Genomic DNA, 26,321 nt, shown 5'->3' with positions numbered 1-26,321 from the left:
GACATAGATGCGAAGCTGCTGAGCGGCTTCGTCAGCGATGTCAGAGTCGACAAGGCGGGGGATACGATTAATCTGTTCGAGAATGACTGTTACTCCTGCAAACAGAAATCGTGGCGACAGCAACTAGGAAGGCATTTCTACTTCTATATACCATGCTTATGACTTGTCGCAAATGGGCACTGCACGCCCATGTTGTATTCGTGGATAAAAGCATTTTATTTGGTGTAACGTAGCGTGAACGAATTTCCGTCGATCCCTGAACGATCATTTGAACGCGATTTCGGCGAGACGCCTGTTGGCGCGCAACAGGAGCCTCCTTATATTCAGACCACGGGGCACCGAAGTGTCGTATTTGCATGGGTAAAGGATCGTCGCAAGTCATGTTGACCAAATCGAAAATCGCCGTCGTTGCGTTGTTTCTGGCGGGTCTCATGCCGACTGCAGTCTTCGCCGAGAACCCGCTTCTCCCCAAGCCATATGTCGCTCCCGTCTATCCTTACAAGAACCTGCCGGGCGTAACTGCGCCAAAAATGGCGGCTGACGAGAAATTTCAATGCAGCACGACCACCTTGTACGCGGATGATTTCCGGGAGGGCCTGTTTTATCGCAGCCTTCCGCGTCTCGGTTATGTCTGCGAGCAGGATGGTATGATTTCCAGCAGCACCAGAAAACCGAATTATCAATACTGGCAATATAACGGCCCAGACAGATAACAGGCGTCCGGCTCTGCTGAAATAAGCAGCAATCCAGTCAAATCGCGCGCAGCCTCATCCCTAGGGGTTGCGCATTTTTAGGCGATAATCTGAAAATAAATTTCATGTTTTTGAGTAAATGCGCGAACGTCGTTGACGAATGCGAAAATTTGTCCCAAGCTTACGAAAATAAATTACGTAATGGGAACATAAAAGCATGCGAGTGGGAATCATTGGGCTGGGATTCCGCCTGGGATATCTGGGTTATGTATTCAAGGCGATCGACGAAAGCTTCGAGATTGCCGGATATGTCGATCCGGAACCCGCAGGCCTGCCCGGTTTGCTCGAGCAGGGCATATCAGCCGGAAAGGCCTATGCGACGCCTCAGGAGCTGATTGCCAACGAGAACATCGATCTGCTGATGATCGGTTCGCCCAACCACATGCATCTCGATCATATCCGCATCGGGCTCGAGGCCGGCCTCAAGATTTTCTGCGAAAAGCCGATCGTCACGACAATCAAGGACAGTATCGAGCTTGCCCGCCTGATGGCGAAATTCGGTCACGAGCGGCTGATGGTCGGCCTCGTGCTGCGCTATTCGCCGATGTACCGCGATCTGCTGGTCGCGCAGGCCGAAGGAAAGCTCGGCCATGTCGTTTCCATCGAGGCGGCCGAGCACATCGAGCCCTATCACGGCGCCTTTTTCATGCGCGACTGGCGCCGCTACGAGCATTATTCCGGCAGTTTCATGCTGGAGAAATGCTGCCACGACCTCGATCTTTATAATGGCGTGGTCGGTGCGCGACCGGAGAGGGTCGCAAGCTTCGGCGGGCGCAAGAGCTTCGTCCCGGAAAACGATCCCGCAAGGGAAGGCATCAACGATCTTGAGCTTTTCCATCGCAAGCCGAGCGGCTGGATGGGGTCGGACAAGGTCTTCGACAGCGACGGCGATATCATCGACTACCAGGTGGCGATCGTCGAATACGCCAATGGCGTCGGCATGAACTTTCACACCAACCTGAACGTGCCGGATCAGTTCCGCCGTTTTGCCATCATGGGCTCGCGCGGCATGGCAGAAGGCGATTTCATTCGCGGTTATTTCAACGTCCATGAGATGCTCACGGGCAAGAAGGTGATCGAGAAGACCTATGCGACGCGCACGACGCTTTCGCAGCACTATGGCGCCGACGAACAGATGGCGGCCGATATCATCTCGCATGTCAAATCGGGGCAGCATCTGCCGGTCTCGACGCTGAATGCGCTGGAAGCGGGCATTCTGGCGCTCTCGATGGACGAGGCGCGCATGAAGAGGGCCGTCGTGGATCTCCGACCGATCTGGGACGAGTTCGACGAAGCGCTCTATTCAAGAGCCGCCTGAGGAGGGGCGCAAGATGGGTGTTCAACGCAGCACAATCATCTTCGCCTGGATCCTGCTTCTTCCGGCTCTCCTCTACGTCACCGTCATCGTCGCCTATCCACTGGTCGACACTGTAATCCTGTCCTTCACCGATGCGTCGTTGAAGAAGGTGACGAATTGGGTCGGTTTCGAGAACTACGGCAAGATCTTCAACGAAACATTCGCGTCGGTCATCGTCCGCACCTTCATCTGGACGTTCTTCTCCGTGTCGATCAAGATGATCATCGGCACCTTGGGAGCGGCGCTGCTGAACTCCGCCGTCCCGGGCCGCGCGCTTTTCCGCGTGCTGACCATGCCGCCCTGGATCGTGCCGATGGCAATCGGCATCTTCATGTGGGGCTGGATGTATAACGGCCAGTTCGGCATGATTTCGGGCCTGCTGCAGCGCTTCGGCATCGTCGACAGCCCGGTCGCGTTCCTTGCCTATGGCAGTTCGGCCTTCTGGGCGACGATTGTCACCGACGTCTGGATCGGCGTGCCGATGGTCACTCTTTATATGCTGGCGGCGATGCAGGCGGTCCCGCACGATCTCTATGAAGCCGCCTGGACCGACGGTGCCGGCCGTTTCTATCGCTTTCGCCGCATCACCCTGCCGCTGCTGGTGCCTTCGCTGGTCACCATGTCGATGCTTTCGTTGATCTCGACGTTCAATTCCTTCGACATCATCTGGATCCTGACCCGCGGCGGCCCGAACGGCGAGACGACGACGATGATCATCGACACCTATCGCACCGCGATTGGCTCCTACAAATATGGCGAGGGTGCTGCCCGCGCGGTGTTGATCTGCGTCTTCCTGTCGCTCTTCTGCCTTGCCTATTTCCGCCTGACCAGCCGCTTTTCCGCAGGAGCCAAGCGATGAGCCAGCCCGCCATGATCAATCGCTACAAATGGTACGAGATCATCGGCATCTATGCCGGAATCCTTCTGTTCCTGAGTTTCGTGCTGGCACCCTTCGTCGAAGGGTTCCTGGTGTCGCTGAAGCCGCTCAGCCAGTTGTTCTCGTCGCCCTACCATTTCATCCCGGAAAATGGTTCGTTCGCGGCCTACCGGACGATGTGGACCAGCGTGCCGGGCTTCGGCTGGTACATTTTCAACTCGTTCCTGATTTCCGGCACGATTACCATCATCGTGCTGATCCTCGTGGTGCCGGCGGCCTATGCCTTTGCGCGTTTCGAATTCAAGGGCGCCGGCCTGCTGCTCGGCGCCTTTCTCGCCGTCAAGATGTTTTCCGGCGCCGTGCTGCTTATCCCGCTGTTCCGGCTCATGCGTTCCTTCGGCGTGCTGAACACCTATTTCGCCATGATCGTGCCGGGCGTCGCCTTCATCATCCCCACCGGAATCTGGCTGCTGCACACCTATATCAGGCGCATTCCGCGCGAGCTTGACGAGGCCGCCTATGTGGACGGTGCAAGCCAGTTCTATACGCTGCGCCGCGTCATCCTGCCGATCGCCATGCCCGGCATCACCGTGGTGGCGATTTCCTCCTTCATCGAGGCCTATGCGCAGCAGTTCATCTATGCGCTCACCTTCAATTCTAAAACGGAATACATGCCGCTGCCGGTAGGCCTCTTTGCCTATTTCGGCCGGCAGGAGGTCGTCTGGAACGAGCTCATGGCCGCAAGTTTCGTCGGCATCGCGCCGGCTCTGGTCGTGATCTTCTTCCTGCAACGGTATCTCGTCAGCGGTCTGACCGCCGGCGCGGTGAAGCAATAAAATCAATCAACCACCAGAGAAAACGGGAGCTTAAACGTGACATTCCATTTCAAGACGGGGCTTCTCGCCTTTGCTTTGCTCGGCTCCACCGCGCTTGGCGCCGTGAATGCCCAGGCCGCCGACAAGGAAATCAGCTGGATTTATTGCGGTGACAGCATCGATCCGATCCATGTGAAGTACATCAAGCAATGGGAAGACAAGAATCCGGGCTGGGCGGTCAAGCCAGAACTCGTCGGCTGGGAATTGTGCCAGGACAAGGCAACGACGCTTGCCGCTGCCGGTACGCCGGTCGCCATGGCCTATGTCGGTTCGCGGACGCTCAAGCAGTTCGCTGACAACGATATGATCGTTCCGATCCCGATGACGGATGACGAAAAGAAGACCTATTATCCGGGCATCGTCGATACCGTCACTATCGATGGGCAGCAATGGGGCACACCGGTGGCCTTCTCGACCAAGGCTCTCTACTGGAACAAGGACCTGTTCAAGAAGGCCGGTCTTGATCCGGAAAAGCCGCCGACCACCTGGGCCGAGGAAATCGCCGACGCCAAGGCGATCAAGGAAAAGACCGGCATCCCGGGCTACGGCCTCTCGGCCAAGACCTTCGACAACACCATGCACCAGTTCTTGCATTGGGTTTACACCGACAACGGCAAGGTCATCGACGGCGACAAGATCACCCTCGACAGCCCGGAAGTGCTAGCCGCCCTCCAGGCCTATAAGGACATTACGCCTTATTCCGTCGAAGGCCCCACGGCTTACGAACAGAACGAGATGCGCGCCATTTTCCTCGATGGCAAGGTCGGCATGCTCCAGGCCGGTTCCGGCGCCGCCTATCGCTTGAAGGAAACGAAGATCAACTGGGGCGTCGCGCCGTTGCCGCTCGGCCCGTCGGCCAAGGGTCCGGGCACGTTGCTCATCACCGACAGCCTTGCCGTTTTCAAGGGTTCTGGCGTCGAGGACAAGGCAGCCGAGTTCGCCAAGTTCATCACGTCTCCAGGCCCGCAGGCGGAATACGAACTGCAGGGCGGCGCCGGCCTGACGCCGCTGCGTCCGTCGCCGCTGGTTGACGAGTTCGTCAAGAAGGACGCGTCCTGGAAGCCGTTCATCGACGGCATCGCCTATGGTGGTCCGGAGCCGCTCTTCAAGGACTATAAGGGCTTCCAGAACGTCATGATCGAGATGGTCCAGTCGGTCGTGACAGGCAAGGCCCAGCCGGCGGATGCCTTGAAAAAGGCAGCTGCCGATCTCGAGCAGTATAAGTAAAATCTGCAAGCCACCGGCCGCGTGCATTGCGCGCGGCCTTTCCAGAGCAATTCCAGGAAAAGTGCGCAGCGGTTTTCCGTCCGGAATTGCGAGACAACAAAGGGCTAGAGCGGTTCAGCGATTCCATGAAAGCTGAACCGCTCTAGCCCTGCCCGCCAAGTAGCGGCGTCGCGCGGAGACAGAGTTTGGGAAAGCTGCACCTTCATCAGGTCAAAAAATCTTATGGTCATTTCGAGGTCATCAAGGGCGTCGAACTCGACGTGACGGATGGTGAATTCATCGTCTTCGTCGGTCCGTCCGGCTGCGGCAAGTCGACCTTGCTGCGCATGATTGCCGGCCTCGATGATGTGACCAGCGGCGACATCATGATCGATGGTGCCCGCGTCAACGATCTGCCGCCGGTCAAGCGCGGCATCGCCATGGTCTTCCAGTCCTACGCGCTCTACCCGCACATGTCGGTATTCGAGAACATCGCCTTCCCCTTGCGGGTCGAGAAGATGCCGGAAGACAAGCTCAGGGCCAAGGTCGAGCATGCCGCCCGCATCCTCCATCTCGATCAGCGCTTGCAGGAGAAGCCGGGCCAGCTGTCCGGCGGCCAGCGCCAGCGCGTTGCCATCGGTCGCGCCATCGTGCGCGAGCCGAAGATCTTCCTCTTCGACGAGCCGCTGTCGAACCTCGACGCCGCGCTGCGCGCCGACATGCGCATCGAGCTGGCGAAGCTGCACCGGCAGCTGCAGGCGACCATGATCTATGTGACGCACGACCAGGTCGAAGCCATGACCATGGCCGATCGCATCGTCGTCCTGAATGCCGGCGAAATATCGCAGGTCGGCGCGCCGCTGCAGCTTTATCACAAGCCGGCCAACACATTCGTCGCCCGCTTCATCGGCAATCCGAAGATGAACTTCCTGCCCGTCACCTGCGCCAATGTCAGCGACGCGGGCGTGGAGGTGGATTACAAGGGCCAGAAGGCCCTGTTGCCCGTCGCGCCGCGCCGGGGCATCGCCGGCAAGGCGCTGACGCTCGGCATCCGGCCCGAACATGTCCAGCTTGCCGGCGGCGACCTGACCTTGACCATCGTTCCGAACGTTGTCGAGCGTCTTGGCGCGCAGACCGTCGCCTATGCCGCAGCGGAAGGCATCGACGAGAATTTCTGCGCGACCTTGCCGGGCAGCGCCGCCATCCGCATGGACGTGCCGCTCAAGACCGGTATCAGTGTCGGCGACTGCCATCTTTTCGACGAGAGCGGCCAGGCCTTCGAACGGCGGGTGGAATTGACCGAAATCGACATGGAATTGCTGAACTCGGCCGCTTCCTAAGGGAGCGGCCCCGAAAGCAACCACCCGCCCTCGTGGTTCGAGGCGGCCTTTCGGGCCTCCTCACTATGAGGACTGATCATCTCCGTCCAGCTTATAGCTCGCTCCGCCCTCATAGCTCACTCCACCCTCATCCTGAGCCCGTCGAAGGACGAGGGTGGCCCCGGAAGCAACCACGAGGGCGGGTGGCTATACGGTTACCAGACCAGCCCGCGAGCCGCCACATCCTCGACACGCGTGACCACACCGTCGCGATGAAACACCATCTGATCGAAGAGGTTGGAGACGACGCAGGTATGGTTCGGGATGATGCGGATCTTGTCGCCGATCTGCGGGCGCGGCCCGCCGCACTTCGACAGGTCGATGACGCCATGCTCCTCCGAAAGCCCCTTGATGACCGCGTCGGGATAGCCGACCACCTGGCCAAAATCGGCAAAGCCGAGAAGGTCGGAGGTGAGCGCCTTCGAACCGGCATCGATGACGGCCCGGTCTTCGGTCGGACGCGAGACGACGGTGGCGAGGATATGCATCGCGCAATCCTCTTCCCGGCAATGGCCGGCCCGCACCATGGAGCGGTCATTATAGATGTAGGTGCCGGCTCGATGTTCCGTGGCCGCGGTCACGAGATGTGCCTCGAAGAGGCTCGGCGTGCCGCCATTGCTGACGATCGGGCATTCGACGCCGTCGGCCTTCAGAAGCTTCACGGCTTCCGACAGGAATTCCTGTGTCGCGGCGGCATTGTCCGGTTTCGGGTAGGTCATCAGGCCGGCGAAGGCGAGGCCAGGCTTGCCGGCGATATGCTTGCCAAGAGCGGCAGCCTCCGCAGGCGATTGCACGCCGCAGCGCGCGCCGCCGGTGTCGCATTCCACTAGCACGGTGAGCGGCTTGCGGCTCGCGAACCACTCGGAAAGACCATCGACTGTAACCGTGCTGTCGGCAACGACCTTCAACCCGCCGATGCGCTCATTCAGAGCGGCAAGACGTGCGAGCTTTTCCGGGCCGAGAATGTTGAAAGTGATGAGGATATCTTCGAAGCCCGCATCGGCGAAGGCTTCCGCCTCGGTGATCTTCTGGCAGTTGATTCCCTTGGCGCCGGCGGCGACCTGCGCCTGCGCCAGCGCGGGGATCTTGTGCGTCTTGATATGCGGGCGGAAATTCAGGCCGTGCGCATCCATGTAGGATTGCACGCGGGCGATGTTGCCCGCCAGCCGGTCCTCATCGATGATCGGGCGCGGTGTCGAGAGCGCTTCGATCCGGTCGCCGGGCTTGGGGCTAATTTCCGAGGCGATGTCATGAGCGATGTGATGGGCCATGTCAGGCACCTTTCCGTTCGTCTGCAAAGGGATCCGCCACCATCGGCCAGATGTCCTTTCGCGCGCGGCGATAGGGCGTGCGCGCCGGATTGTTGGGATATGGCGTCCCCGCCGAGCAGTAAAGGATCTGCGAAGCGATCTTGGAGAAGGACGCATAGAAATGATTGGTCGACTTGATGACCAGGATCTTCTTGGCTGTGGGATCGATGCCCATGATGGAGAACAGGCTCGGATCGAAGCTTTGAGCTCGCGTCGAATTCAGGATGATGTCGATACCATCGAGCTGGATATGCGCGGCATCGCCGAAGGGGGCGAAGCTCTCGCCGAAGCGCATCTCGGCATTGGTGACGAGGCGGACGATCTTGACGCGGCCGTCGATGGGATTGCCCGTGCCCGGCGCCGATTTCGCGCCGAAGCGCAGCGGGATTTCAGCACCTTCGCCAGCCGCCATGCAGATCTGCACGGCCATGGGATCCCAGATCGTGCCGATCGCCGTGTCGGTGGCGCCGCGATCGAGCAGTTCCCGCAGAACGACCGTGGCATCCCCCGCCGTGCCGCCGCCGGGATTGTCCCAGAGATCGGCGATGACGACCGGGCCTGAAGTCGCGGCCATGGCCTCGCTCACCGCCTGCTTCTCATCGATCTGCGGCATGATGAAGGTGCCGCGCTTGGAGAAGAGCTCCAGCCCGAGGTCGCGCGCGATCGCAGATCCTTTATCCGGCTTATTATCGGTGACGACGAGCAGCTTCGTGCCCATATCAGGCACGTCGCCGGCCATGAAGCCGTGAATGACCGAGATCGACAGGATATCGCCATCGCTCTTTTCCATCGCCATGATCTTGTCGACGAAGGAGCGCATCGGCTCGCGCGATGTCGGAAAGACATCGATCATGCGGCAGTCGAACACCGACATGACCGGCTTGACACGGCCTTCCAGCGTATCGACGGCGATGCGCCAGAGATCCTCGGCGCGATCGACGAAATCCGTATGCGGGAATTCCTTGAAATAGACGAGGAAATCCGCGGCCGCGAGGCGTTTTTCGGTCAGATGGCTGTGCGGATCGAGCTCCGCGCAGATGAGGATATCAGGCCCGACGATCTCGCGGACGCGTGATAGGAAATCGCCTTCCGTATCCTCGTAACCATCCGCGACCATGGCACCGTGCAGCCCAAGAATGACGGCATCGACAGGCATGGCCGCCCGCAGCTGGTCGAGGATTTCGTCCCGCAGCTCCTCATAGGTCCGGCGGTTTACCAGCCCGGCGGGATCGGCCCAGGCGGCGGTGCCCTCGATCACGTCCCAGCCCTTTTGCGCGGCAATGCGCCGTCCCACGGTGATCGGCGCCGAACACAGCGTCGGCGTTTCCGGATGCATGCCGGGCGGCGCATAGAGAGACGCTTCGAAAGCGCGTCGGTCGACGCAGATGGGAGAGAAGGTATTCGTCTCGGTCGCGAGGGTCGCGGTGAAAATGCGCAACGCCGTCGCCTCTATTCCATGGGGTTCGGCAGGTAACCGGTGAAGCCGCTGATCTTCCAGCGCCCCTCATGCAGGCGGCAATAATAAAGCGTCTGCCATTTCATCACGTCGATGCCGCCATCCGATTTCTTCAGGCTGCCGTCGAACTTCTTGCGCACGAGAGCCATGTCGCCCTCGATCTCGATATCTTCGAGCGTCGTCGTGGTGAAAATGGCCGTACGCGGATCTTCGGCGAAGGATTGCGTGGCAAAGTCGCGCGCCTGGCGCAGCCACTCGTCGCGATAGGCTGATAGCGTCGGGAAACCGAGGCGCCACTTGTCGGGGCTGATCTCGCGCCGGCCGTCGATGCCAATGAAGCCCTCTTCGACGAAATCACCCGATACCATAGACCAATCGGCGGCAAGAAAAGCGTCGATATCGCGCGAAACGAGCATTTCCCAGATCGAATGCCGCGCGACGTCGCCGGCAGGGAAAGGATTCTTGAAAGGATCACGCATTGTAACCGCCGTCATTTAAATTCTTTTCATAATTTTCGATTTTCGCTGGTCAAAATCCGCTTTCTATGGTCACTTGTCAACGCATCAAGAAAATAATTTGCAGGAACCGCATGGCGGCCATCACACGTCAAGGTTTCCGCCGGATGGGGACGAATGGCAATGCGCGCCTGCCCACAAGCCTGTCCACAGGCAAAGGCGGGAATGGTGAGATTGAGATGGATTGCGTCGCTTACTACGTGTCAGACGTTTGTAAAACGGCGACAAAGGGGGGCTGATGGATATCTTCACGACCATGCAGGACGAGAGGGGCCGGCTTTCGCAATCGGAAATCCGCATCGCCGATATCGTCCTCAACGATTTCGAATTTGCCGTTAATGCTTCTATCATCGAGCTCGCGGGCAAGGCGGACGTCTCGCCGCCCACGGTGACGCGTTTCTGTCGTCGCCTCGGCTGCGAAAGCTTTTCCGATTTCAAGGTGCAGCTGGCGCGCACCGCCTATGTCGGCCTCCGCTATCTGAAGCCCGAGCCAAAGAGCATCGCGCCGGCCGACGTTGCCCAGGACATTATCACCAAGGCGCAGAATGCACTTTTCCTTCTGCATCGCGGCCTGGATGTCGACGCTATCGAGCAGGCGGCAAACCGGCTTGCCGGCGCCGAGATGATCTATGCCTTCGGCTCCGGCGGCAATTCCTCAATGATCGCCAGCGAGCTGCAGAATAGGCTGTTCCGGTTCGGCCTGCGGATTACGTCAAGTTCCGATCACAGCATGCAGCTGATGATGGCGGCCGCCGCCAAGCCGACGGATGTGCTGATCGGTTCATCCTTCTCCGGCCGCAATGCCGAATTGGTGCGCGCCTTCATGCTGGCGCGCGAAGCCAAGGTGCCGACCATCGCGCTCACGCAGAGCGGAAGCCCGGTGGCGCATGCCGCCGACATCACGCTGCCTGTCGACCTGCCGGAAGGCGACAATATCTATCGGCCGACCTCGACGCGCATCGCCTATCTCGCCGTGGTCGACATTCTCGCCAGCCTGGTCGCCCATCGCATCCAGCCACAGGCGACCGTGATATTGCGCCGTATCAAGCAACAGCTCGTGACCCATCGCGATGGCGACGATCGCCAGCTTCTCGGGGACTAGAGCGTCTGAAGCTACCGACAAAACAATAATAAAGAACGGCATCACCGCTCGGGAACTAATTAGGAGAAGCCATATGAGCAAATCCGTTGCCATCGTCACAGGGGCGGCCGGCGATATCGGCCGTGCCATCGCAAAGCGGCTGGCGGATGACCATGATGTCATCCTGCTTGTCGATATAGACGAGGCGGCGGTGCGGACGGCGGCGCAGGCGCTCGGACCGGCGAAGCGTTTCGTGCCGTTCAAGGCTGATATCACCAGCGACAGCGATGTTGCCGTCATGGCCAAGGCCGCATCGGGACTGGGCGGGCTGAAGACGCTCGTCAACAATGCCGGTGCCGCCCGCGCCGTCAGCCTTCACGATACGACGCCGGCCATATGGCGCGCCGACAACGCCCTCAATCTGGAGGCGGCGTTCCTGTGCTTCCGCGCCGTCGAGGATATGTTGAAGGCGTCGAAGGGGTCGGTGGTCAATATCGCCTCCGTCAACGGCTTGGCCGTCTTCGGCCATCCAGCCTACAGCGCCGCCAAGGCCGGGCTTGTGCATTTCACTCGGCTGGTCGCGGTCGAATACGGCAAGTTCGGCATCCGCTCGAATGCGGTCGCGCCCGGCACCGTGCGCACGCAGGCCTGGGAAGTTCGCGCTGCAGCCAATCCGAATGTCTTCGAAGAAGCCAAGCGCTGGTATGCGCTGCAGCGCGTCGTCGATCCCGTCGACGTCGCCAATGCCGTCTCCTTCCTCGCAAGCCCGCTCGCCTCGGCGATCACAGGCGTCTGCCTGCCCGTCGATTGCGGCCTGACGGCGGGCCAGGCGGAACTCGCCCACACCTTCTCTCAGTCCGAACACTACTGACGTTCGTTGCCAAAAGGGAACATGATGCAGCCGGCCGCTTATCATCTTGAAAACACCTGGTCTCCCGAGGGCGGAAAGCATGGTCGGCTGACCCTGACGCTCTTCAATTTCTCGGATGCGCCTCTTGCGAATGTTCGTCTTGCCTATACGACGCTGACGCGCCTCGTCGATCCGCAAGCCTGCGACAATGCCGTCTTCCTGCGCCGCAACGCCAATTTTCACGAATTCGCGCCGCCGGCCGGCCTGTCCATCGCGCCCGGAGGAAGCTGGACTTTCACGGTCTCAGCCCTTCACAGGGTCGCGCGGCATTGCACCGATGGCGCCAAATCCGCCTATGTGACGCTGGAAGACGGCACCCATGTCACGGTCTTTACATCGGATCTCCTGCTCGAAGGTCGCGTCAGCGAGCCGCCACCGGCGCTGCTGCCGGAAGGCAGGCTGGAGCTTCCCTTCGCCATCCAGCCATGGCCGGTAAAGATCGACGTCAAGCCAGGGGAAGACTTTCCGGTCGTGCTCTATCCAGCCAAAGGCTCCGATGCCGCAAGCGTGAAGGCGCTTGCCACCGCGCAGGCGCTGTTCCGCCGCCTCTTTCCCTCCAATCATATTCCTTTCAGCCTCATTGCCGCGCCTGAGGGCCGGGCACTGCGTTTCGTCGAACGGCCGGCACTGGTCCGGGAAGCCTATGAGCTTTCCTTCTCCGGCAATGAAGTCGTGCTCGCATTCTCCGCTGAAGCGGGCCGCCTCTACGGCCTGACGACGCTGGCGCAGCTTCTCGATGGAGCACGGCGCGAGCCTGGCAAGTTCCGCTTTCCGGTTTCAGGCGAAATCGCCGACCGGCCGCGCTACGGCTGGCGCGGCTGCCATCTCGACGTCTCCAGGCAGTTCACGCTGAAGGACGATGTTCTGCGTCTGCTCGATATTCTTGCGTGGCTGAAGCTCAATATCTTCCATTGGCACCTGACCGATGACGAAGCCTGGCGGCTGGAGATCCGCGCCTATCGGCAGCTGACCACCACGGGCGTGCTGCGCGGACCGGACGAGCCGCTGCTGCCGCAGCTCGGCAATGCCGCCGAGCCCGTCGGCGGCTTCTATTCGCAGGCTGATGTCAGAGAAATCGTTGCCCACGCCACGTCGCTCGGCATCGAGGTGATCCCGGAGATCGATATTCCCGGCCACAGCACCGCCACCCTCGTTGCCCTGCCTGACCTCACGGACGGGCAGGAGGCGCCGGACAGCTATCACTCCGTCCAGGGCTTCCCGAACAATGCGCTCAATCCGGCGATCGAGCTCACCTATGAATTCCTCGGCAAGGTCTTCGACGAAATGGTCGAGCTCTTCCCGTCCGAATATATCCATATCGGCGGCGATGAGGTCGCCAACGGGTCGTGGCTCGCTTCCCCGCTCGCGCGCAAGCTGATGGAGCAGGAGGGCATTTCGGGAACCTTTGGGCTGCAATCCTATTTCCTGAAGCGCATCAAGGCCATGCTCAGCGAACGCGGCCGCCGGCTTGCCGGCTGGAACGAAGTCGCCCATGGCGGCGGTGTCGATCCGGAAGGCTCCTTGCTGATGGCCTGGGAAAAACCCGAGGTCGGCATCGAGCTTGCACGCGAGGGCTACGAAGTCGTCATGACGCCGGGACAGGCCTATTATCTCGACATGGTGCAGGCCGATGCCTGGCAGGAGCCGGGTGCGAGCTGGGCGGGCACCGTGCCGCCGGCCCACACCTATGCTTACGAGGCTGAGGGCGATTTCCCGGATGAGCTGAAGCACCTGATGAAGGGCGTGCAGGCCTGCATCTGGCAGGAGAATTTCGTCTCCCGCGACTATTTCAACCGCCTGGTCTTCCCGCGCCTGCCTGCTATTGCCGAGGCGGCCTGGACGCCAAAGGCGCAGAAGGATTGGCTGCGCTTTGCCGCCATCGTCCCGCTGAGCCCCAAGCTTTAGGATCATCGCCAAAAGGCAGGAACTAGCCGCCGATATCCAATCACCCTTGAGGCCGCCGAATGAGAGTTCCGGCGGCTTTCTTAATGCTGGGCTACATGAGTTAGCCGGCCCGCAGGGTCGCCATATCGGTTGGGAAGAAGCCCGCCCAGGCCATCACCGCCATGGCTGTGATGACGAGCAGGTACCACATGACGAGATAATCACCGACCAGCCGCCGGTTCAATGCGGCAAAGAGAAGAGCGACGCTGAAGGCAAGCCAGAGCAGATTGCAGACGTGGTTCATTTTGTTGTTCCCCTTATTCGTCTCACCTCCCTGCTTCAAAAGCTAACGAGTCGAGAACGCAGGAGCTAGCGCCGTAGCGGGATGGAGGTTTGCGCAGAGCGGGAAGCGCGGATGGCTCGATCGGCGCTTGCGGCATGGGAAGGAAGCTGCCAGCAGGCGAGCCGAGTCCTGCATCGGGCCCGAGCCGGTGAAGTTCCACGAAAATCTTAACGGCACGCCCGCAGCCCAGGAACATCTCGCCACCGCTCCCGTTATCGCCTCATGGCGTCAGGAGAGGAGTTGATCTCATGGACTATCATATGGCGATAGCCGCATGCGTCGGCACCGGATCGTTTCTGATCGCAGCATTGACAGCGCTCTACGGTTGAGGAGGCGTGACGATGGAATATGGTGATTGGAACAACCCCGTCATAGTCGACCTCGGCGGCGCCGGTCGCTATGCGATCATAACCAACGCGCTTGATGCGGCCAACTGCATGAGTGACGAGTGGCCGGTGAACGGCGGGCCTGCGGTGGACGAGGCCGTGCTGGTATGTCTCGACGCCGTGCTCGGCAAGGCCTCGGCCGAGGAATCGCGGAACGCTTTCCTGGAGGCGGCAGAAGAGGCCGGGCTTAGCATCAGGCCGGACACTGAAAGCCTTCACTAGATCGATATGAAACGCCTGCAGAAGTGATGAAGCGGCCCAAGATATTGGCGCCGAAAGCGCTCAGATCATCCAGAAGATCAGGCTGAGGATCACGATAACGGCGAGGATGAAACCTATCATCCTGCCGAGCCCTTCGTTGACGTTGCCATTGCCGACGATCAGATCGTACCAGTCGCTCTTGTGGTCCATCGAAAATCCCTCAAGGTTTCCCCTATTAGGTCGGTCTCTTCTCCGGCAGTCAATGGTTTAAAGGTGGCTTGAAGCACGTGGATGTCGGCCGTAGATCAAGCCTTCATCGCCTGCCGGCGAGGGCAGCAGAGAACAGTTGGAACCGAGTTTGTAGGGGATGCCGAAGGTAAGGATTTTCATCCGCTAGGCCCCATTTCAAGGCAAACTCATGTGAACTTCCGGCTAACCGGAAGCTGCATCATGCGCAGTTGCTAAGTCTTGAAATCCTTGAGAAATCACGTTTCTCAAAAATGGAATGGTGCCCAGAAGAGGACTCGAACCTCCACACCCTTTCGGGTACCAGCACCTGAAGCTGGCGCGTCTACCAATTCCGCCATCTGGGCGACGGACACGCATGTAAGGGGGTGGCCGTCTGGTGTCAACAGGGTTTTTGAAGTTTTCGTGTCAATCTGGAAAAAAGCGGTTGAGGCCCGGGTCAAACCCGGGCCGCAGCCCATGCGCTGATGAGGCCAAGTCCCTGTTCCAGCAGGGCCTTTGCCTCGCTTTCGCTTGATGCTTCCACATAGCAGCGCATTTCCGGCGCATTGCCCGAGGGGCGGAAATGGATGATTCGGTTGTCCACAAGCGTGACCCTGAGCCCGTCGATATCGCTCTTCGAGGCGACGGTCGCGATGGGCCTGAGGAAGTCCGCGAGATTGGCATCGGAGGCGCGCAGATAGGCCATCAGCGCCGCGCTGGTTTCCACCGGAAAATTCTCCAGGCGGTCGGAGGCCGCAAAGGGCAGGCGGTAGCTGCCGGCAACGGCCGAAAGCGGCTTTTTCGCCTTCGCCGCGACGTAGAGCGTCGCCAGGATCGGCAGGAAGCTGTCGCGCGTCGGGAGCGGCTCGAAGGGCTTGCCCTCGACGGTGAAGCGGCTGGCTGTCAGCGTGCCGCCATTGGCCTCGAAGCCCATGACATTGACCTTACCTGCGGCAACGGCCTCATCCATGCCGGCGATCACATAGGGCGAGCCGACACGGGTGCGGGTGACGGCATAGGAGCCGGCCGATTCGATGCCGGAATTGGAAGTCACCGGGGTTACCACAATTTCGGCACCGAGGAAGTTCGCTGCGATGAGGCCGAGCAGATCGCCGCGCAGCGGCTCGCCGGTTTCATCCGCCACCAGCGGCCGGTCGCCGTCGCCATCGGCGGAAACGATGGCATCCAGCCCATGTTGCGGTGCCCAGCCCTTCATGAGGCGGATCGTCTCGGCCGAGACCGCTTCGGTATCCACCGGAATGAAGCTTTCGGAGCGGCCGAGCGGCACGACGCGGGCGCCGTAATAGGCAAGCACCTGACTGAAGAGATCGCGCGCCACCGTGCTGTGCTGATAGACGCCGATGGTGAGGCCGGCAAGGCTGCCTGATGGCAGCAGGCCCTTATTGCGCTCCAGGAACAGCGCCTCGGTCTCGGCCGTGCGATTTTCCGCTTCGGCGGGCGTTTCGTCGAGCATGGAATCGCCGATCGCGAGAGCTTCCTCGCTGATCGCCACCTCGTCGCGCTTGTCGATCTCGCCGTCCGGACGGTAGAATTTGATGCCGTTGCGGTCGGCTGGGATATGCGAGCCGGTGATCATCAGCGAGGCCGCCTTCAGCTGCAGCCCGTAAAGCGCCAGCGCCGGCGTCGGCAGGGTGCCGCAGTCGATCGGCGTCAGGCCAGCGCGCTTCAGCGCGCCGATGCAGGTTGCGGAGATAGCCGGGCTCGATGCGCGGAAATCACGGCCGATGAGGACGAGATCGCCCGATTTGGCGCGGCCGCTTTTCAGGAGATAGCGGGCAAAAGCCGTGGCATAGAGAGCGGATGCCCGTCCGACGAGGTCTGCGGATAGGCCACGAAGGCCGCTGGTGCCGAATTTCAAGCTGCTCACAGGCAATCTCCCTTGCAATGATCGGGTTGTTATGGAGCAAGCCGCGCCGACGATCAACTGATCGCGAGCAGTTGCGCGCGAGAGCCGGTGGTACTGGTTTTGCCCTGGCTGCGACCCCAGATAGGTAGGAACTGCTGCGAAAAGCATGCGGTTTCGCCGCAGAGTGGATAGGAGTTCATCATGACTGTTTTCGGCAGGATCGCGCCCGGATGTGTTCTCGCACTCGCCTTGCTGGCGCAGGCGGATTTTGCGGCCGCCGCTTCGAATTCCCCGAAGATCGTCATTCCGCCGCGCAGCACGAATTCCGTCATCTGCGATTCCCGAGGCTGCTTCGGCTTCGGGGAGCGGCAGTTTTACACTCGACCCGGCCAGCCGCTGCCGATTACGCCGCCCTATACCGGCGGGGTGAACCGCTACGACGCTCCGCGAATCCAGATCCCCCCGCGTGAAACCTATACGCCGCCGAGGACGGTCTATCCTTCGCCGGCCCAGCAGCGCGTGCGGCATCAGACATGGTGCGCCGAACGCTACCGGACATACAATCCCGGCACCAACCTCTATTCCACCATCAATCGCGGCTTCCAGCCGTGCCGCGCGCCCTTCGACTGACGGCTCGGGCGGTACAAGGGTCGCTTTAGCTTTCCAGCGAGGAGCGGTCGGTATGGCCGAGATCGCGCTCGGGATCGATGACATCGCGTACCCGCTGCTTCAGCTCCTTCGGTCCGGGGAAGCCGCCGTCGCGCTTGCGCTCCCATAAAAGCTCGCCGTCGATGCGGATTTCGAAGACGCCGCCGGTGCCGGGGATCAGCGCCACTTCGCCGAGGCTTTCGGCAAAGGTCTGCAGGAGCTCCTGCGCCATCCAGCCGGAGCGCAAAAGCCAGTTGCATTGGGTGCAGTAGAGAATGGTGATCCTGGGCTTGTCGCTCATTGCAGAGTCCTCTTTGTTTGCTGACATTTATGCTCAACTTTAGCCGGCTGCAAGCCGGAGCTAATCAAGGACGGCCCTTGCCTGTCTCGTCGCCTCATGCTCATCTCTGCCCAGGATATCGTTCGGGATCATCGCAATGCGCGTCGCCATCGTCGAGAATATGAAGAACACCCCGCTCGGCGCCCTCGGCATCGCGCTCGAAGAGGCCGGGGCCGAGATCGAATGGTTTCGCCCGTGGAGCGGTGAAGCGCTGCCCGGGGATACCGCGTCCCACGATGCGCTTGTGGTGCTTGGCGGCGAGCAGAGCGCCCGCGACGATGACACCCATCCCTATCTGCCCGAACTGGCGCAGCTCATGCGCCGCTTCGAGAGCGAGGATAGGGCCGTACTCGGCATTTGTCTCGGCAGCCAGATCCTGGCGCGCGCCTATGAGGCGGAAAATCTTCTCGGCACCGCCCATGAATTCGGTTGGAAGACGGTCGGCCTCACCGACGAAGGTAAGGCGGATCCGCTGCTGGCCGATGTCGGCGATGATTTCACCATCTTCGAATGGCATTCCGACACCTTTACCTTGCCGGCCGGCGCCACCCGCCTCGCGACCAACGGCGTGACACGCAACCAAGCCTTCCGTATCGGCCGCGCCACCTACGGTACGCAGTTCCACTTCGAGGCCAATGCGGCCGTGGTCGACCGCTGGCGCGACGAATTCAAGGAGGTCATCGAGCGAAAGGAGCCTGGCTGGCTGGAGAATTATCCGGAGCTTGTCGCCAAGCACGCCGCTGCGGCCGAGACCGCCGGTCTAGCCATCGCGCGGGCCTGGGTGCGCACGATTGAGGCACAAGTGGAATTTCCGCAGGCCGTGGAAGCCTGAGGACGGCATGCGATAATTATGCGCCGCCGGCAGATCGTGTCGCGATGTGCCATGCGCAGGCAGATTTTGAAATGGGAAGGAAATGACATCATGAGCATGCTGGAACTACCTTGCGAAGGCGGCTGCCGCTGTGGGCAGGTGCGGTTGAAAATCAACGCCAAGCCCTTGCTGACCATGGCCTGCCATTGCACGGGCTGCCAGCGCATGACGGCCGGTCCCTATTCGCTGAGCGCCGCCATCCCCACGGAGGGCTTCGAGGTAACGCGGGGCGAGCCTGTCATCGGCGGCCTGCACGGCGATGTCATCCATCACTATTTCTGCCCGCATTGCATGAGCTGGCTGTTCACGAAGCTCGACGGCGTCGACTGGTTCGTCAATGTCCGCGCCACCATGCTCGACGATACCAGCTGGTTCACGCCCTTCGTCGAGACCTGGACGAGCGAAAAGCTGCCCTGGGTGACGACACCGGCCAAGCACAGCTATGCGGCACTACCGGCGATGGAGGAGTATGAGGGCTTGATCGGGGAATATATGGCAGGAAACTGAGGTTAAAAGCCTTGGAAAAGAAAGTCGGTCGCGGCGGTAATCTGATCGCCGTGCGAACTGAGATCAGTAACCAATTCTCCGATTTCGGTAAGCGGTATAGCCGCCATCAGCTGGGTCGCCATGATGTACGGCTCGCCAGCGATAGTAAATTGCGGGTTGAGCCGTGCCATTGGCATAGACACTTCCTCCGCACGAAGTAGTGGCGCCATCATCCGCGTACGTAGTCTTTCCAGCAAATCAGACTGAAGGTCCAGCGCGAGAATTCGACTTTGCTTCAAGCCATAGACATGGAATCGCGCCATCAGAACTGCCGGTATTTTCCAAACGGCAGGCCATGTTTTTCAACATAGGCATTGGCTTGGTCGATCGCTTCAGCATTTTCCAAAAGCCATAGGCGCTCGCGCTCAGCCTTGATTGCGCGCGCTATGCCGTCTTCGGCAGCACGTGAGATATTGATTTTCAGTTCACGGGCATCTGAAACGAGCCCCTCGTCGAGAGACAAATTCGCAGCTTTTCGCGTCGCTTGAGTCATGAGGCATTCCTTAAATTATGCGCAAACTATATGCGCATAATTTGTTATTGGGAAGAGCCTCACTCATCCCCCATCTTCAGCGCGGCAATAAACGCTTCCTGCGGGATTTCGACCTTGCCGAACTGCCGCATGCGCTTCTTGCCTTCCTTCTGCTTGTCGAGCAGCTTGCGCTTGCGGGTGGCGTCGCCGCCGTAGCACTTGGCGGTCACGTCCTTGCGCAGTGCCTTCACCGTCTCGCGGGCGATGATGCGCCCGCCGATGGCGGCCTGGATCGGGATCTGGAACATGTGCTGCGGGATCAGGTCCTTCAGCTTTTCGCACATGACGCGGCCGCGCTTTTCGGCGGCGGAGCGGTGCACGAGCATCGAAAGCGCATCCACCGGCTCGGCATTGACGAGGATCGACATCTTGACGAGGTCGCTCTCGCGATAATCGGTCAGGCTGTAGTCGAAGGAGGCATAGCCCTTGGAGATCGACTTCAGGCGGTCGTAGAAGTCGAAGACGACTTCGTTGAGCGGTAGGTCATAGGTGATCATGGCGCGGTTGCCGACATAGGTCAGCTCGGTCTGGACGCCGCGGCGGTCCTGGCAAAGCTTCAGGATCGAGCCGAGATAATCGTCCGGCGTCAGGATCGTCGCCTTGATCCACGGTTCGCGGAATTCGGAAATCTTGACCACGTCGGGCATATCGGCCGGGTTGTGCAGCTCGATCTCGGTGCCGTCGGTCATGGTGAGCTGATAGACGACGGAGGGGGCCGTCGCGATCAGGTCGAGATTGAATTCGCGCTCGAGGCGTTCCTGGATGATTTCCAGGTGCAAGAGGCCGAGGAAGCCGCAGCGGAAGCCGAAGCCGAGAGCGGCCGAGGATTCCATTTCGAAGGAGAAGCTGGCGTCGTTGAGGCGCAGCTTGCCCATGGCCGAGCGCAGGTCCTCGAAATCGGCGGCATCGACGGGGAAGAGGCCGCAGAACACGACAGGCTGGGCTGGCTTGAATCCGGGCAGCGCCTGGGCGGTCGGGCGCTTGTCTTCGGTGATGGTATCGCCGACGCGGGTATCGGCCACTTCCTTGATCGAGGCGGTGATGAAGCCGATCTCGCCGGGGCCGAGGCTGTCGACAGCCACCATCTTCGGCGTGAGAACGCCGACGCGCTCGATCTGGTACTTCGCATCCGTGCCCATCATGCGGATGGTCTGGCCCTTGGTCAGCGTACCGTCGATGATGCGCACGAGAACCATGACGCCGAGATAAGTGTCGTACCAGCTGTCGACCAGCAGCGCCTTCAGGGGTGCCTTTTCGCCGCCCGCACTCTTCGGCGCCGGCAGCTTGTTGACGATGGCTTCAAGCACGTCGGGAATGCCGAGGCCGGTCTTGGCCGAAATCAAAACGGCGTCGGAGGCGTCGATCCCAATCACTTCCTCGATCTGATCCTTGATGCGGTCGGGCTCGGCCGCCGGCAGGTCGATCTTGTTGAGCACGGTGACGAGCTCGTGATTGTTGTCGATCGCCTGGTAGACGTTGGCGAGCGTCTGCGCTTCCACACCTTGAGAGGCGTCGACCACCAGCAACGATCCCTCGCAGGCCGACAGCGAACGCGAGACTTCATAGGCAAAGTCGACGTGGCCGGGCGTGTCGATCAGGTTGAGGATATAGGTCTCGCCATTGTTGGCCTTGTAGTGCAGGCGCACGGTCTGGGCCTTGATGGTGATGCCGCGCTCGCGCTCGATCTCCATATTGTCCAACACCTGCTCCGACATCTCGCGTTCGGCAAGGCCGCCCGTCGTCTGGATCAGGCGGTCGGCCAGCGTCGATTTGCCGTGGTCGATATGGGCCACGATCGAGAAGTTGCGGATGTGCGAAAGCGGAGTGGTGGAATTGGTGCTCATGCGCGCCATATAGCAGCGCCGCCCCGCGCCGCAAAGCGGAAAAGCGGGCTTTGGCGGCTATCTTCACCTTATGTTAGCCTTTTCCGGCCGGCCATCGGTGAACGCCGAAGCGCACTTGATTCCATTATAGGATCGTGTATTTCTCTTATAGTAGAATTGGGAAGCATGAGACGTAGGCGATGGTGGATGATGATCTGGAATTGGCGATCGGCGCGCGCATCAAGGAGCTGCGGATCGCCCGTGGCCTGACGCTGGATGAGCTTGCCAATGCCTCGGCCGTCAGCCGCGCCATGATCTCGCGCATCGAGCGGGCGGAAGCGAGCCCGACGGCTTCGCTGCTGTCGCGGCTCTGCGCGGCGCTCGGCCTTTCGCTCTCGGCCTTCTTTGCCGAGGAGGACGAAGAGGCGTCGCCGCTTGCCCGCCGCGAGCAGCAGGCGAGCTGGCGCGACCCGGGAACCGGCTATGTCAGGCGTGCCGTCTCGCCGCCGGGAACGGGCTCGAAGGTCGATGTCGTCGAGGTCATCTTCCCCGCCGGCGCGCGCGTCATCTTCCCGCCGAACACAGCAAGTCTCGGCATGACCCAGCATGTCTGGCTGTTCGAGGGCGAGATGGAGGTGACGCATCGTGACATCGTCCATCACCTTCTGCCCGGCGATTGCCTCTTCATGGGCGTCGGCGACGGCCATGCCTTCCACAATCCCGGCGAGGGACTGGCGCGCTACAGCGTCATCCTCGATCGCGGCCGTTCATAACCAAGGACCTTTTCATGCCCGACATTCGTCTTCTCTTCGCCGCCGATGCCCGTACTGTCCTGCTGGATCTCTGCGACGTGCTCGCCGATTGCGTCAATGGCGGCGCCTCGGTCGGTTTCATGCAGCCTTATGGGCCGGCCGATGCGGTGCCTTATTGGCAAGGCGTCGCCGATAGCGTCGAGAGCGGCGCAACGCTGCTTCTCGTTGCCGTGATCGAGGGCAGGATTGTCGGAACGGTGCAGGTGGGCGCGGCCCAGATGCCGAACCAGCCGCATCGCGGCGATCTCAAGAAGCTGCTGGTGCATCGCTCCGCACGCGGCAAGGGACTTGCCCGGCTGTTGATGGAGGCGGCGGAGCGCGAAGCTGCCCGTATCGGCAAGACCTTGCTCGTACTCGATACCGCGACCGGCAGCGATGCGGAGGCAATCTATCCGCGCCTCGGCTGGCAGCGCGTCGGCGTGGTGCCGGATTATGCCATGTGGCCGGAGGGCGGCCTTTGCGACACGACCATTTTCTATAAGCGTATTGCGGCCTAAGGCAGTTGAAAGTCATATTTACACAAATAGGTTGCATTCTGACGATTATTTCTCAATATATGATATACATCAGGCAGCGGTTTCCAGAGATGGTTTGATCCACTAAGCGGCAGAGTGTTTGAACGATGCGAATGCGAATATTTGGTATCGCCGTTCTCATATCTGTGTTGGCTTATTTCGTTTATCAGGATTGTGTTGCGAGTTTTTACAGAAAGGCTCTGCCAAACGCGCTTGAGACGACAAGTAGCGTTACTTGGGGCAGCGACGTCGGCTGGTCCAATATCATTTTGCCAATCCGGCGCGAGGCATGTGGTGCCGTTGTCTTTCAGCTGACGCCGGATACGATTGAAAAGATTCAGAAGCAGGGTATCGCGTTCTTCAGTGAAGCGCGCCAGGGTAGGGATAACTCATCGAATAACAGGTATTACTATTCCTACGCCGCATGGCAACCAACTCCCGCTCCAAGTGAGTGGTTTGGCGACGGCGCTGTCACTGGATCAATGTCTTGTGCCGGATTTGGTGCCAGACGGATGCAGGCGATCAAAGATAGCGCCACCCGCGCCGGTGGCTTTTTTACGACTCGCTCGAACGTTCAGCTTATTGTGCTGCCGAGCGAGCAAATCGTCGTCTTCACCTATTTCGACTGACCCCGAGAAAAGGCGTCAACGGCATCCTGCAATGTCGATCCCGCTTTCCATTGCATCGCCTTCCAGCCGAAGTGCCGCGCGGCCTCGACATTGGCCTCCACATCATCAATGAAGCCGATCTCGCTTGCGGATATACGGACACGTTCGGTTGCCAGCCGGAAGAATTCGGCTGCTGGCTTCTGATAGCCGAGGGCGGCGGAATAGAAAATGCCGTCGAAATAGTCGGAGAGCCCGAGTTCGCCCATTAGATAAGCGGCGCGCATGTGCTCCTGATTGGTCGCAAGGAACATCTTCGTTCCCCCGGCCCGCAGTGCGGCGAGATCGTCGAGCAGGTCGTGGTCCAGGCGGGAGTCATTCTCGAACCAGTAGTCGATCAGAGTTCGGGCGCTGAGATGGGGCGCAATCTTCCCAAGAATCTCTGCAAGCCTCGGCTCAAGCGCGTCGAGGCCGGTGACGATGTCATGCCAATAGGTTTTGAAGAATGTCTGTTGAAGCACATCCAGCCGCAAGCCGAGATCGCGTTCCAGATAGGTGAACAGCGGCAGTCCGTCGCTCGGGCGGCCGTGCACCAACACGCCGTCGACATCCACCATCAGGATTTTCATGCTGCTTCCCCTATTCTTCAAACGCCAGCGGAAGTTGTAGTTGTTTGCGACGGCGTTCAAGACGGCATGCCACCCTTTTTTCTCCGGCGCGATGCATGTAAGCCTTCGTGTCATCAGCAGAACAATGCCGGCGATGGAGGAGGCGAACATGCGGGTCATCTATTCGGAGGATCACAAGCTCAGGGATGCCAAGACCGAGCTGCATGATGGCCAGCTGGTCACTCCCTTCGAAGCGCCCTTCCGCGCCGAATGGATCCTCGCCGCCGTCAAAGAGGCGGGCTTTACCGATGTCATCGCACCCGAAGCCCATGGGCTGGAAACCGCGCGCAAGGTGCATGATCCGGCCTATCTCGATTTCCTGGGCGTGGTCTGGGAGCGCTGGGTCGCCGCCGGCTACAAGGGCGAGGCGATCGCCAATTCCTTTCCCGTCAGGCGCACCAGCCAGCGCGTGCCTGACAATATCGTCGGCATGATCGGCCATTATGCCAATGCCGCCGATACCTCGATCACCAAAGGGTCTTATGAGGCGGCGCTCGCTTCCATGCGTTGCGCTTTGACGGGAGCCGATTGGCTGCACGCCGGCAATCGCTTCGCCTTCGCGCTCTGCCGCCCGCCCGGCCATCACGCCGGCTTCGATCTTTTCGGCGGCTATTGCTTCATCAACAATGCCGGCGTTGCCGCGCAGCGGCTGCGCGACCATGGCGCGGCGAGAGTTGCCGTCCTCGATGTCGATTTCCATCACGGCAATGGCACGCAGGACATATTTTACCGGCGGGGTGATGTCTTCACCGCCTCGCTGCATGGCGATCCCGTCCATGCCTTTCCCTATTTCCTCGGCCATGCCGATGAGGAAGGCGAGGGCGATGGGCTCGGCGCCAACCGCAATTACCCCATGCCGCGCGGCACGCCGTGGGAGGTCTGGTCAGCGGCACTCGACGATGCGCTTTCCCGCATCAAGACATTCGGCGCGGAGGCGATCGTGCTCTCGCTCGGCGTCGATACGTTCGAGCGCGATCCCATCTCCTTCTTCAAGTTGACGTCGCAGGATTTCATTCGCATGGGCGAGCGCATTGCTGCCGCCGGTCTGCCCGTTCTCGTCTGCATGGAGGGCGGTTATGGCGTGCCCGAAATCGGCCTCAACGTCGCCAATGTGCTGAAGGGCCTCGAGGCCTGAGGCGTCTTGCATCAAAGCACCTGATCGCAGCATGAAAAGTTTGAATTTGCCAGTATGGGCCCAGACCTCTACAACCGCCGCCTGATTGGGGGAGGTCATGGACCAGAAGCTTGTCGAAAGTGGATCGGATGGCGGCGCGGCGCTGACGCCGCATCCGGATGTTGCGCCTTCAACCGGCAGCATCGCCGCCGGCGTGCTGATGTGCGTCCTGTCCATGTGCAGCATCCAATTCGGCTCGGCATTGTCATCTCCGATCATCAACGCCTATGGACCGGTCGGCGCCACGTGGCTGCGGCTCGTCGTCGCGTCTGCCGCCTTGGCGATGATCGTCCGTCCGAAGATCATGAGCTACAACCGCTCGCAATGGATCAGCGTGCTGGCACTTGGTTCCGTATCGGCGATGATGACGGCTTCCTTCTTCTCGGCGATTGCACGCATTCCGTTGGGACTTGCCGTCGCCATAGATTTTCTCGGTCCTTTGCTGGTTGCAACCCTCGGCTTCGGGCTGAGCCGTCAGCTTCTCTGGCCTGTCCTCGCCGGCATCGGCGTCCTGCTGTTGGCCTATGACGGCGAGGAATGGGTGGGCAATCTGCCGGGCATCCTCTTTGCTTGCGGCGCGGGGGTGTGCTGGGCCTGCTACATTCTGCTGACGAAGAAGGTCGGCAATGCTTTTCAGGGTTTGGAAGGACTTTCCATGTCGCTGCTGGTTGCGGCGGTCGTCTCCACACCCTTCGGCTATGCCTCCGCCGCTCCGCACCTGACGGGTTTCGGTCTCCTCGAAATAGCCGGGCTGGCGCTGCTCGTGCCGCTCCTTCCCTACGTGCTGGAAATGGTGGCGCTGCGGCGCATGCCCACTTCATCTTTCGGCATCCTCATGAGCCTCGAACCCGCCATCGGCGCCTTTGCCGGCTTCGTCATCCTGTCGCAACCGATGACGCCATCGCAGATGTTCGGCACCGCGCTTGTCGTCTCCGCCAGCATCGGCGCGACGGTTTTTGCCGCGAAGGGTTGATTAGTCGTTGTTCGGAGGCTTGTCGTCCGGCATCGAATTTGCCGTGCCTCTGATACCCCCCTCTGTCACTTCGTGACATCTCCCCCACAAGGGGGGAGATCGTTGGGAATTTGCTGCTTCTTATCTGCAAAACAATAGGCTGCGGATTCGATGCCTATTTGGATCGAGGGTGCCTCGCGAGTTACCA

The 26,321-nt window shown here is 60.4% G+C and carries 29 protein-coding genes and 1 tRNA gene; 18 read left to right on the top strand and 12 right to left on the bottom strand.

Annotated features, from left to right (window positions below):
- The first annotated feature begins 380 nt into the window (after window positions 1-380).
- The 6 genes from ACPYOP_RS23790 (at window position 381) to ACPYOP_RS23765 (ending at window position 6,407) form a co-directional block, all read left to right on the top strand.
- Complete coding sequence (locus tag ACPYOP_RS23790; RefSeq protein WP_481412739.1) at window positions 381-713, top strand: hypothetical protein; 333 nt, start codon at window positions 381-383, stop codon at window positions 711-713.
- A 196-nt stretch (window positions 714-909) separates the two neighbouring features.
- A complete protein-coding gene (locus tag ACPYOP_RS23785; RefSeq protein ID WP_481412738.1) occupies window positions 910-2,070 on the top strand; it encodes a Gfo/Idh/MocA family protein in 1,161 nt (386 codons plus the stop codon).
- A gap of 13 nt (window positions 2,071-2,083) precedes the next feature.
- The gene (locus ACPYOP_RS23780) at window positions 2,084-2,968 is read left to right on the top strand and encodes a carbohydrate ABC transporter permease (protein ID WP_481412737.1); all 885 of its coding nucleotides are present in this window, start codon (window positions 2,084-2,086) and stop codon (window positions 2,966-2,968) included.
- On the top strand, window positions 2,965-3,822 hold the full coding sequence (locus ACPYOP_RS23775; RefSeq protein ID WP_481412736.1) for a carbohydrate ABC transporter permease: 858 nt from the start codon (window positions 2,965-2,967) through the stop codon (window positions 3,820-3,822). The genes ACPYOP_RS23780 and ACPYOP_RS23775 overlap by 4 nt, the downstream gene beginning before the upstream one ends.
- A 36-nt stretch (window positions 3,823-3,858) precedes the next feature.
- Window positions 3,859-5,088, top strand: a complete 1,230-nt coding sequence (locus ACPYOP_RS23770; RefSeq protein ID WP_481412735.1) for an ABC transporter substrate-binding protein — start codon at window positions 3,859-3,861, stop codon at window positions 5,086-5,088.
- Window positions 5,089-5,273: 185 nt separating this feature from the next.
- Entirely contained in the window at window positions 5,274-6,407 is a 1,134-nt protein-coding gene (locus ACPYOP_RS23765) for an ABC transporter ATP-binding protein (RefSeq protein ID WP_481412734.1), read from the top strand.
- 194 nt (window positions 6,408-6,601) lie between these two features.
- Here the strand turns inward: ACPYOP_RS23765 and ACPYOP_RS23760 are convergent, their stop codons facing one another.
- Genes ACPYOP_RS23760 through ACPYOP_RS23750 form a run of 3 tightly spaced genes read right to left on the bottom strand, consistent with a single transcriptional unit; the run spans window position 6,602 to window position 9,691 of the window.
- Window positions 6,602-7,717 carry a D-TA family PLP-dependent enzyme gene (locus tag ACPYOP_RS23760; RefSeq protein ID WP_481412733.1) on the bottom strand — a complete coding sequence of 372 codons (1,116 nt, stop codon included), beginning with the start codon at window positions 7,715-7,717 and terminating at the stop codon, window positions 6,602-6,604.
- 1 nt (window position 7,718) lies between these two features.
- The gene (locus tag ACPYOP_RS23755; RefSeq protein ID WP_481412732.1) at window positions 7,719-9,194 is read right to left on the bottom strand and encodes a M81 family metallopeptidase; all 1,476 of its coding nucleotides are present in this window, start codon (window positions 9,192-9,194) and stop codon (window positions 7,719-7,721) included.
- Between the two features lie 11 nt (window positions 9,195-9,205).
- Entirely contained in the window at window positions 9,206-9,691 is a 486-nt protein-coding gene (locus ACPYOP_RS23750) for a hypothetical protein (RefSeq protein WP_481412731.1), read from the bottom strand.
- A 274-nt stretch (window positions 9,692-9,965) separates the two neighbouring features.
- Here ACPYOP_RS23750 and ACPYOP_RS23745 point away from each other — a divergent pair, with 274 nt between their 5' ends.
- The 3 genes from ACPYOP_RS23745 to ACPYOP_RS23735 all read left to right on the top strand — a co-directional run bounded on the left by ACPYOP_RS23745 (window position 9,966) and on the right by ACPYOP_RS23735 (window position 13,623).
- Complete coding sequence (locus ACPYOP_RS23745) at window positions 9,966-10,829, top strand: MurR/RpiR family transcriptional regulator (RefSeq protein WP_481412730.1); 864 nt, start codon at window positions 9,966-9,968, stop codon at window positions 10,827-10,829.
- 73 nt (window positions 10,830-10,902) lie between these two features.
- Window positions 10,903-11,679, top strand: coding sequence for an SDR family oxidoreductase (locus tag ACPYOP_RS23740; RefSeq protein ID WP_481412729.1), 777 nt, complete (start codon window positions 10,903-10,905; stop codon window positions 11,677-11,679).
- Between the two features lie 24 nt (window positions 11,680-11,703).
- The gene (locus ACPYOP_RS23735; protein WP_481412728.1) at window positions 11,704-13,623 is read left to right on the top strand and encodes a beta-N-acetylhexosaminidase; all 1,920 of its coding nucleotides are present in this window, start codon (window positions 11,704-11,706) and stop codon (window positions 13,621-13,623) included.
- 100 nt (window positions 13,624-13,723) lie between these two features.
- Here the strand turns inward: ACPYOP_RS23735 and ACPYOP_RS23730 are convergent, their stop codons facing one another.
- A complete protein-coding gene (locus tag ACPYOP_RS23730) occupies window positions 13,724-13,906 on the bottom strand; it encodes a hypothetical protein (protein WP_481412727.1) in 183 nt (60 codons plus the stop codon).
- Between the two features lie 380 nt (window positions 13,907-14,286).
- Between ACPYOP_RS23730 and ACPYOP_RS23725 the strand changes: the two genes are divergently transcribed.
- Entirely contained in the window at window positions 14,287-14,553 is a 267-nt protein-coding gene (locus ACPYOP_RS23725; RefSeq protein ID WP_481412726.1) for a DUF982 domain-containing protein, read from the top strand.
- 60 nt (window positions 14,554-14,613) lie between these two features.
- Here ACPYOP_RS23725 and ACPYOP_RS23720 read toward each other — a convergent pair whose 3' ends face one another.
- The 3 genes from ACPYOP_RS23720 to ACPYOP_RS23710 all read right to left on the bottom strand — a co-directional run bounded on the left by ACPYOP_RS23720 (window position 14,614) and on the right by ACPYOP_RS23710 (window position 16,639).
- On the bottom strand, window positions 14,614-14,742 hold the full coding sequence (locus ACPYOP_RS23720) for a hypothetical protein (protein ID WP_349957165.1): 129 nt from the start codon (window positions 14,740-14,742) through the stop codon (window positions 14,614-14,616).
- Between the two features lie 296 nt (window positions 14,743-15,038).
- Window positions 15,039-15,125 (bottom strand) — tRNA-Leu (locus ACPYOP_RS23715).
- Between the two features lie 92 nt (window positions 15,126-15,217).
- Entirely contained in the window at window positions 15,218-16,639 is a 1,422-nt protein-coding gene (locus ACPYOP_RS23710; protein ID WP_481412740.1) for a phosphomannomutase, read from the bottom strand.
- Between the two features lie 189 nt (window positions 16,640-16,828).
- Between ACPYOP_RS23710 and ACPYOP_RS23705 the strand changes: the two genes are divergently transcribed.
- On the top strand, window positions 16,829-17,257 hold the full coding sequence (locus ACPYOP_RS23705; protein ID WP_481412725.1) for a BA14K family protein: 429 nt from the start codon (window positions 16,829-16,831) through the stop codon (window positions 17,255-17,257).
- A 25-nt stretch (window positions 17,258-17,282) separates the two neighbouring features.
- On the opposite strand, the gene ACPYOP_RS23700 is transcribed toward ACPYOP_RS23705, so the two are convergent.
- Window positions 17,283-17,576, bottom strand: coding sequence for an Rdx family protein (locus ACPYOP_RS23700; protein WP_481412724.1), 294 nt, complete (start codon window positions 17,574-17,576; stop codon window positions 17,283-17,285).
- Window positions 17,577-17,712: 136 nt separating this feature from the next.
- Here ACPYOP_RS23700 and ACPYOP_RS23695 point away from each other — a divergent pair, with 136 nt between their 5' ends.
- Together ACPYOP_RS23695 and ACPYOP_RS23690 are read left to right on the top strand one after the other, a co-directional pair.
- Window positions 17,713-18,447 carry a type 1 glutamine amidotransferase gene (locus ACPYOP_RS23695; RefSeq protein ID WP_481412723.1) on the top strand — a complete coding sequence of 245 codons (735 nt, stop codon included), beginning with the start codon at window positions 17,713-17,715 and terminating at the stop codon, window positions 18,445-18,447.
- Between the two features lie 90 nt (window positions 18,448-18,537).
- A complete protein-coding gene (locus tag ACPYOP_RS23690; RefSeq protein ID WP_481412722.1) occupies window positions 18,538-18,993 on the top strand; it encodes a GFA family protein in 456 nt (151 codons plus the stop codon).
- A 2-nt stretch (window positions 18,994-18,995) separates the two neighbouring features.
- On the opposite strand, the gene ACPYOP_RS23685 is transcribed toward ACPYOP_RS23690, so the two are convergent.
- The 3 genes from ACPYOP_RS23685 to lepA are packed head-to-tail and all read right to left on the bottom strand — an operon-like array spanning window position 18,996 to window position 21,417.
- Window positions 18,996-19,295 carry a CcdB family protein gene (locus tag ACPYOP_RS23685; protein ID WP_481412721.1) on the bottom strand — a complete coding sequence of 100 codons (300 nt, stop codon included), beginning with the start codon at window positions 19,293-19,295 and terminating at the stop codon, window positions 18,996-18,998.
- Entirely contained in the window at window positions 19,295-19,525 is a 231-nt protein-coding gene (locus ACPYOP_RS23680) for a type II toxin-antitoxin system CcdA family antitoxin (protein ID WP_112508970.1), read from the bottom strand. Before ACPYOP_RS23680 ends, ACPYOP_RS23685 begins: the two co-directional genes overlap by 1 nt.
- Before the next feature lie 59 nt (window positions 19,526-19,584).
- The gene (gene lepA / locus ACPYOP_RS23675) at window positions 19,585-21,417 is read right to left on the bottom strand and encodes a translation elongation factor 4 (protein WP_481412720.1); all 1,833 of its coding nucleotides are present in this window, start codon (window positions 21,415-21,417) and stop codon (window positions 19,585-19,587) included.
- Window positions 21,418-21,587: 170 nt separating this feature from the next.
- On the opposite strand from lepA, the gene ACPYOP_RS23670 reads away from it, so the two are divergent.
- From ACPYOP_RS23670 to ACPYOP_RS23660, 3 genes are all read left to right on the top strand, one after another.
- Window positions 21,588-22,160 (top strand): helix-turn-helix domain-containing protein, encoded by a 573-nt coding sequence (locus ACPYOP_RS23670; RefSeq protein WP_481412719.1) that lies wholly within the window; start codon window positions 21,588-21,590, stop codon window positions 22,158-22,160.
- 14 nt (window positions 22,161-22,174) lie between these two features.
- Window positions 22,175-22,696 (top strand): N-acetyltransferase family protein, encoded by a 522-nt coding sequence (locus ACPYOP_RS23665; protein WP_481412718.1) that lies wholly within the window; start codon window positions 22,175-22,177, stop codon window positions 22,694-22,696.
- A gap of 131 nt (window positions 22,697-22,827) precedes the next feature.
- Complete coding sequence (locus ACPYOP_RS23660) at window positions 22,828-23,343, top strand: hypothetical protein (RefSeq protein ID WP_481412717.1); 516 nt, start codon at window positions 22,828-22,830, stop codon at window positions 23,341-23,343.
- Here ACPYOP_RS23660 and ACPYOP_RS23655 read toward each other — a convergent pair.
- Entirely contained in the window at window positions 23,331-23,948 is a 618-nt protein-coding gene (locus ACPYOP_RS23655; RefSeq protein WP_481412716.1) for an HAD-IA family hydrolase, read from the bottom strand. The two genes, ACPYOP_RS23660 and ACPYOP_RS23655, sit on opposite strands and share 13 nt — an antisense overlap.
- 148 nt (window positions 23,949-24,096) lie before the next feature.
- Here ACPYOP_RS23655 and ACPYOP_RS23650 point away from each other — a divergent pair, with 148 nt between their 5' ends.
- Window positions 24,097-25,122: a histone deacetylase family protein gene (locus tag ACPYOP_RS23650; RefSeq protein ID WP_481412715.1), complete on the top strand. Its 1,026-nt coding sequence runs from the start codon at window positions 24,097-24,099 to the stop codon at window positions 25,120-25,122.
- A gap of 97 nt (window positions 25,123-25,219) precedes the next feature.
- Window positions 25,220-26,134: an EamA family transporter gene (locus ACPYOP_RS23645; RefSeq protein WP_481412714.1), complete on the top strand. Its 915-nt coding sequence runs from the start codon at window positions 25,220-25,222 to the stop codon at window positions 26,132-26,134.
- Window positions 26,135-26,321 lie beyond the last annotated feature (187 nt).

The organism is Rhizobium sp. KNZ2-6A (assembly GCF_056755475.1).
The sequence above is the reverse complement of the archived record's forward strand: the minus strand, read 5'-3'. Positions and strand labels throughout refer to the sequence as shown.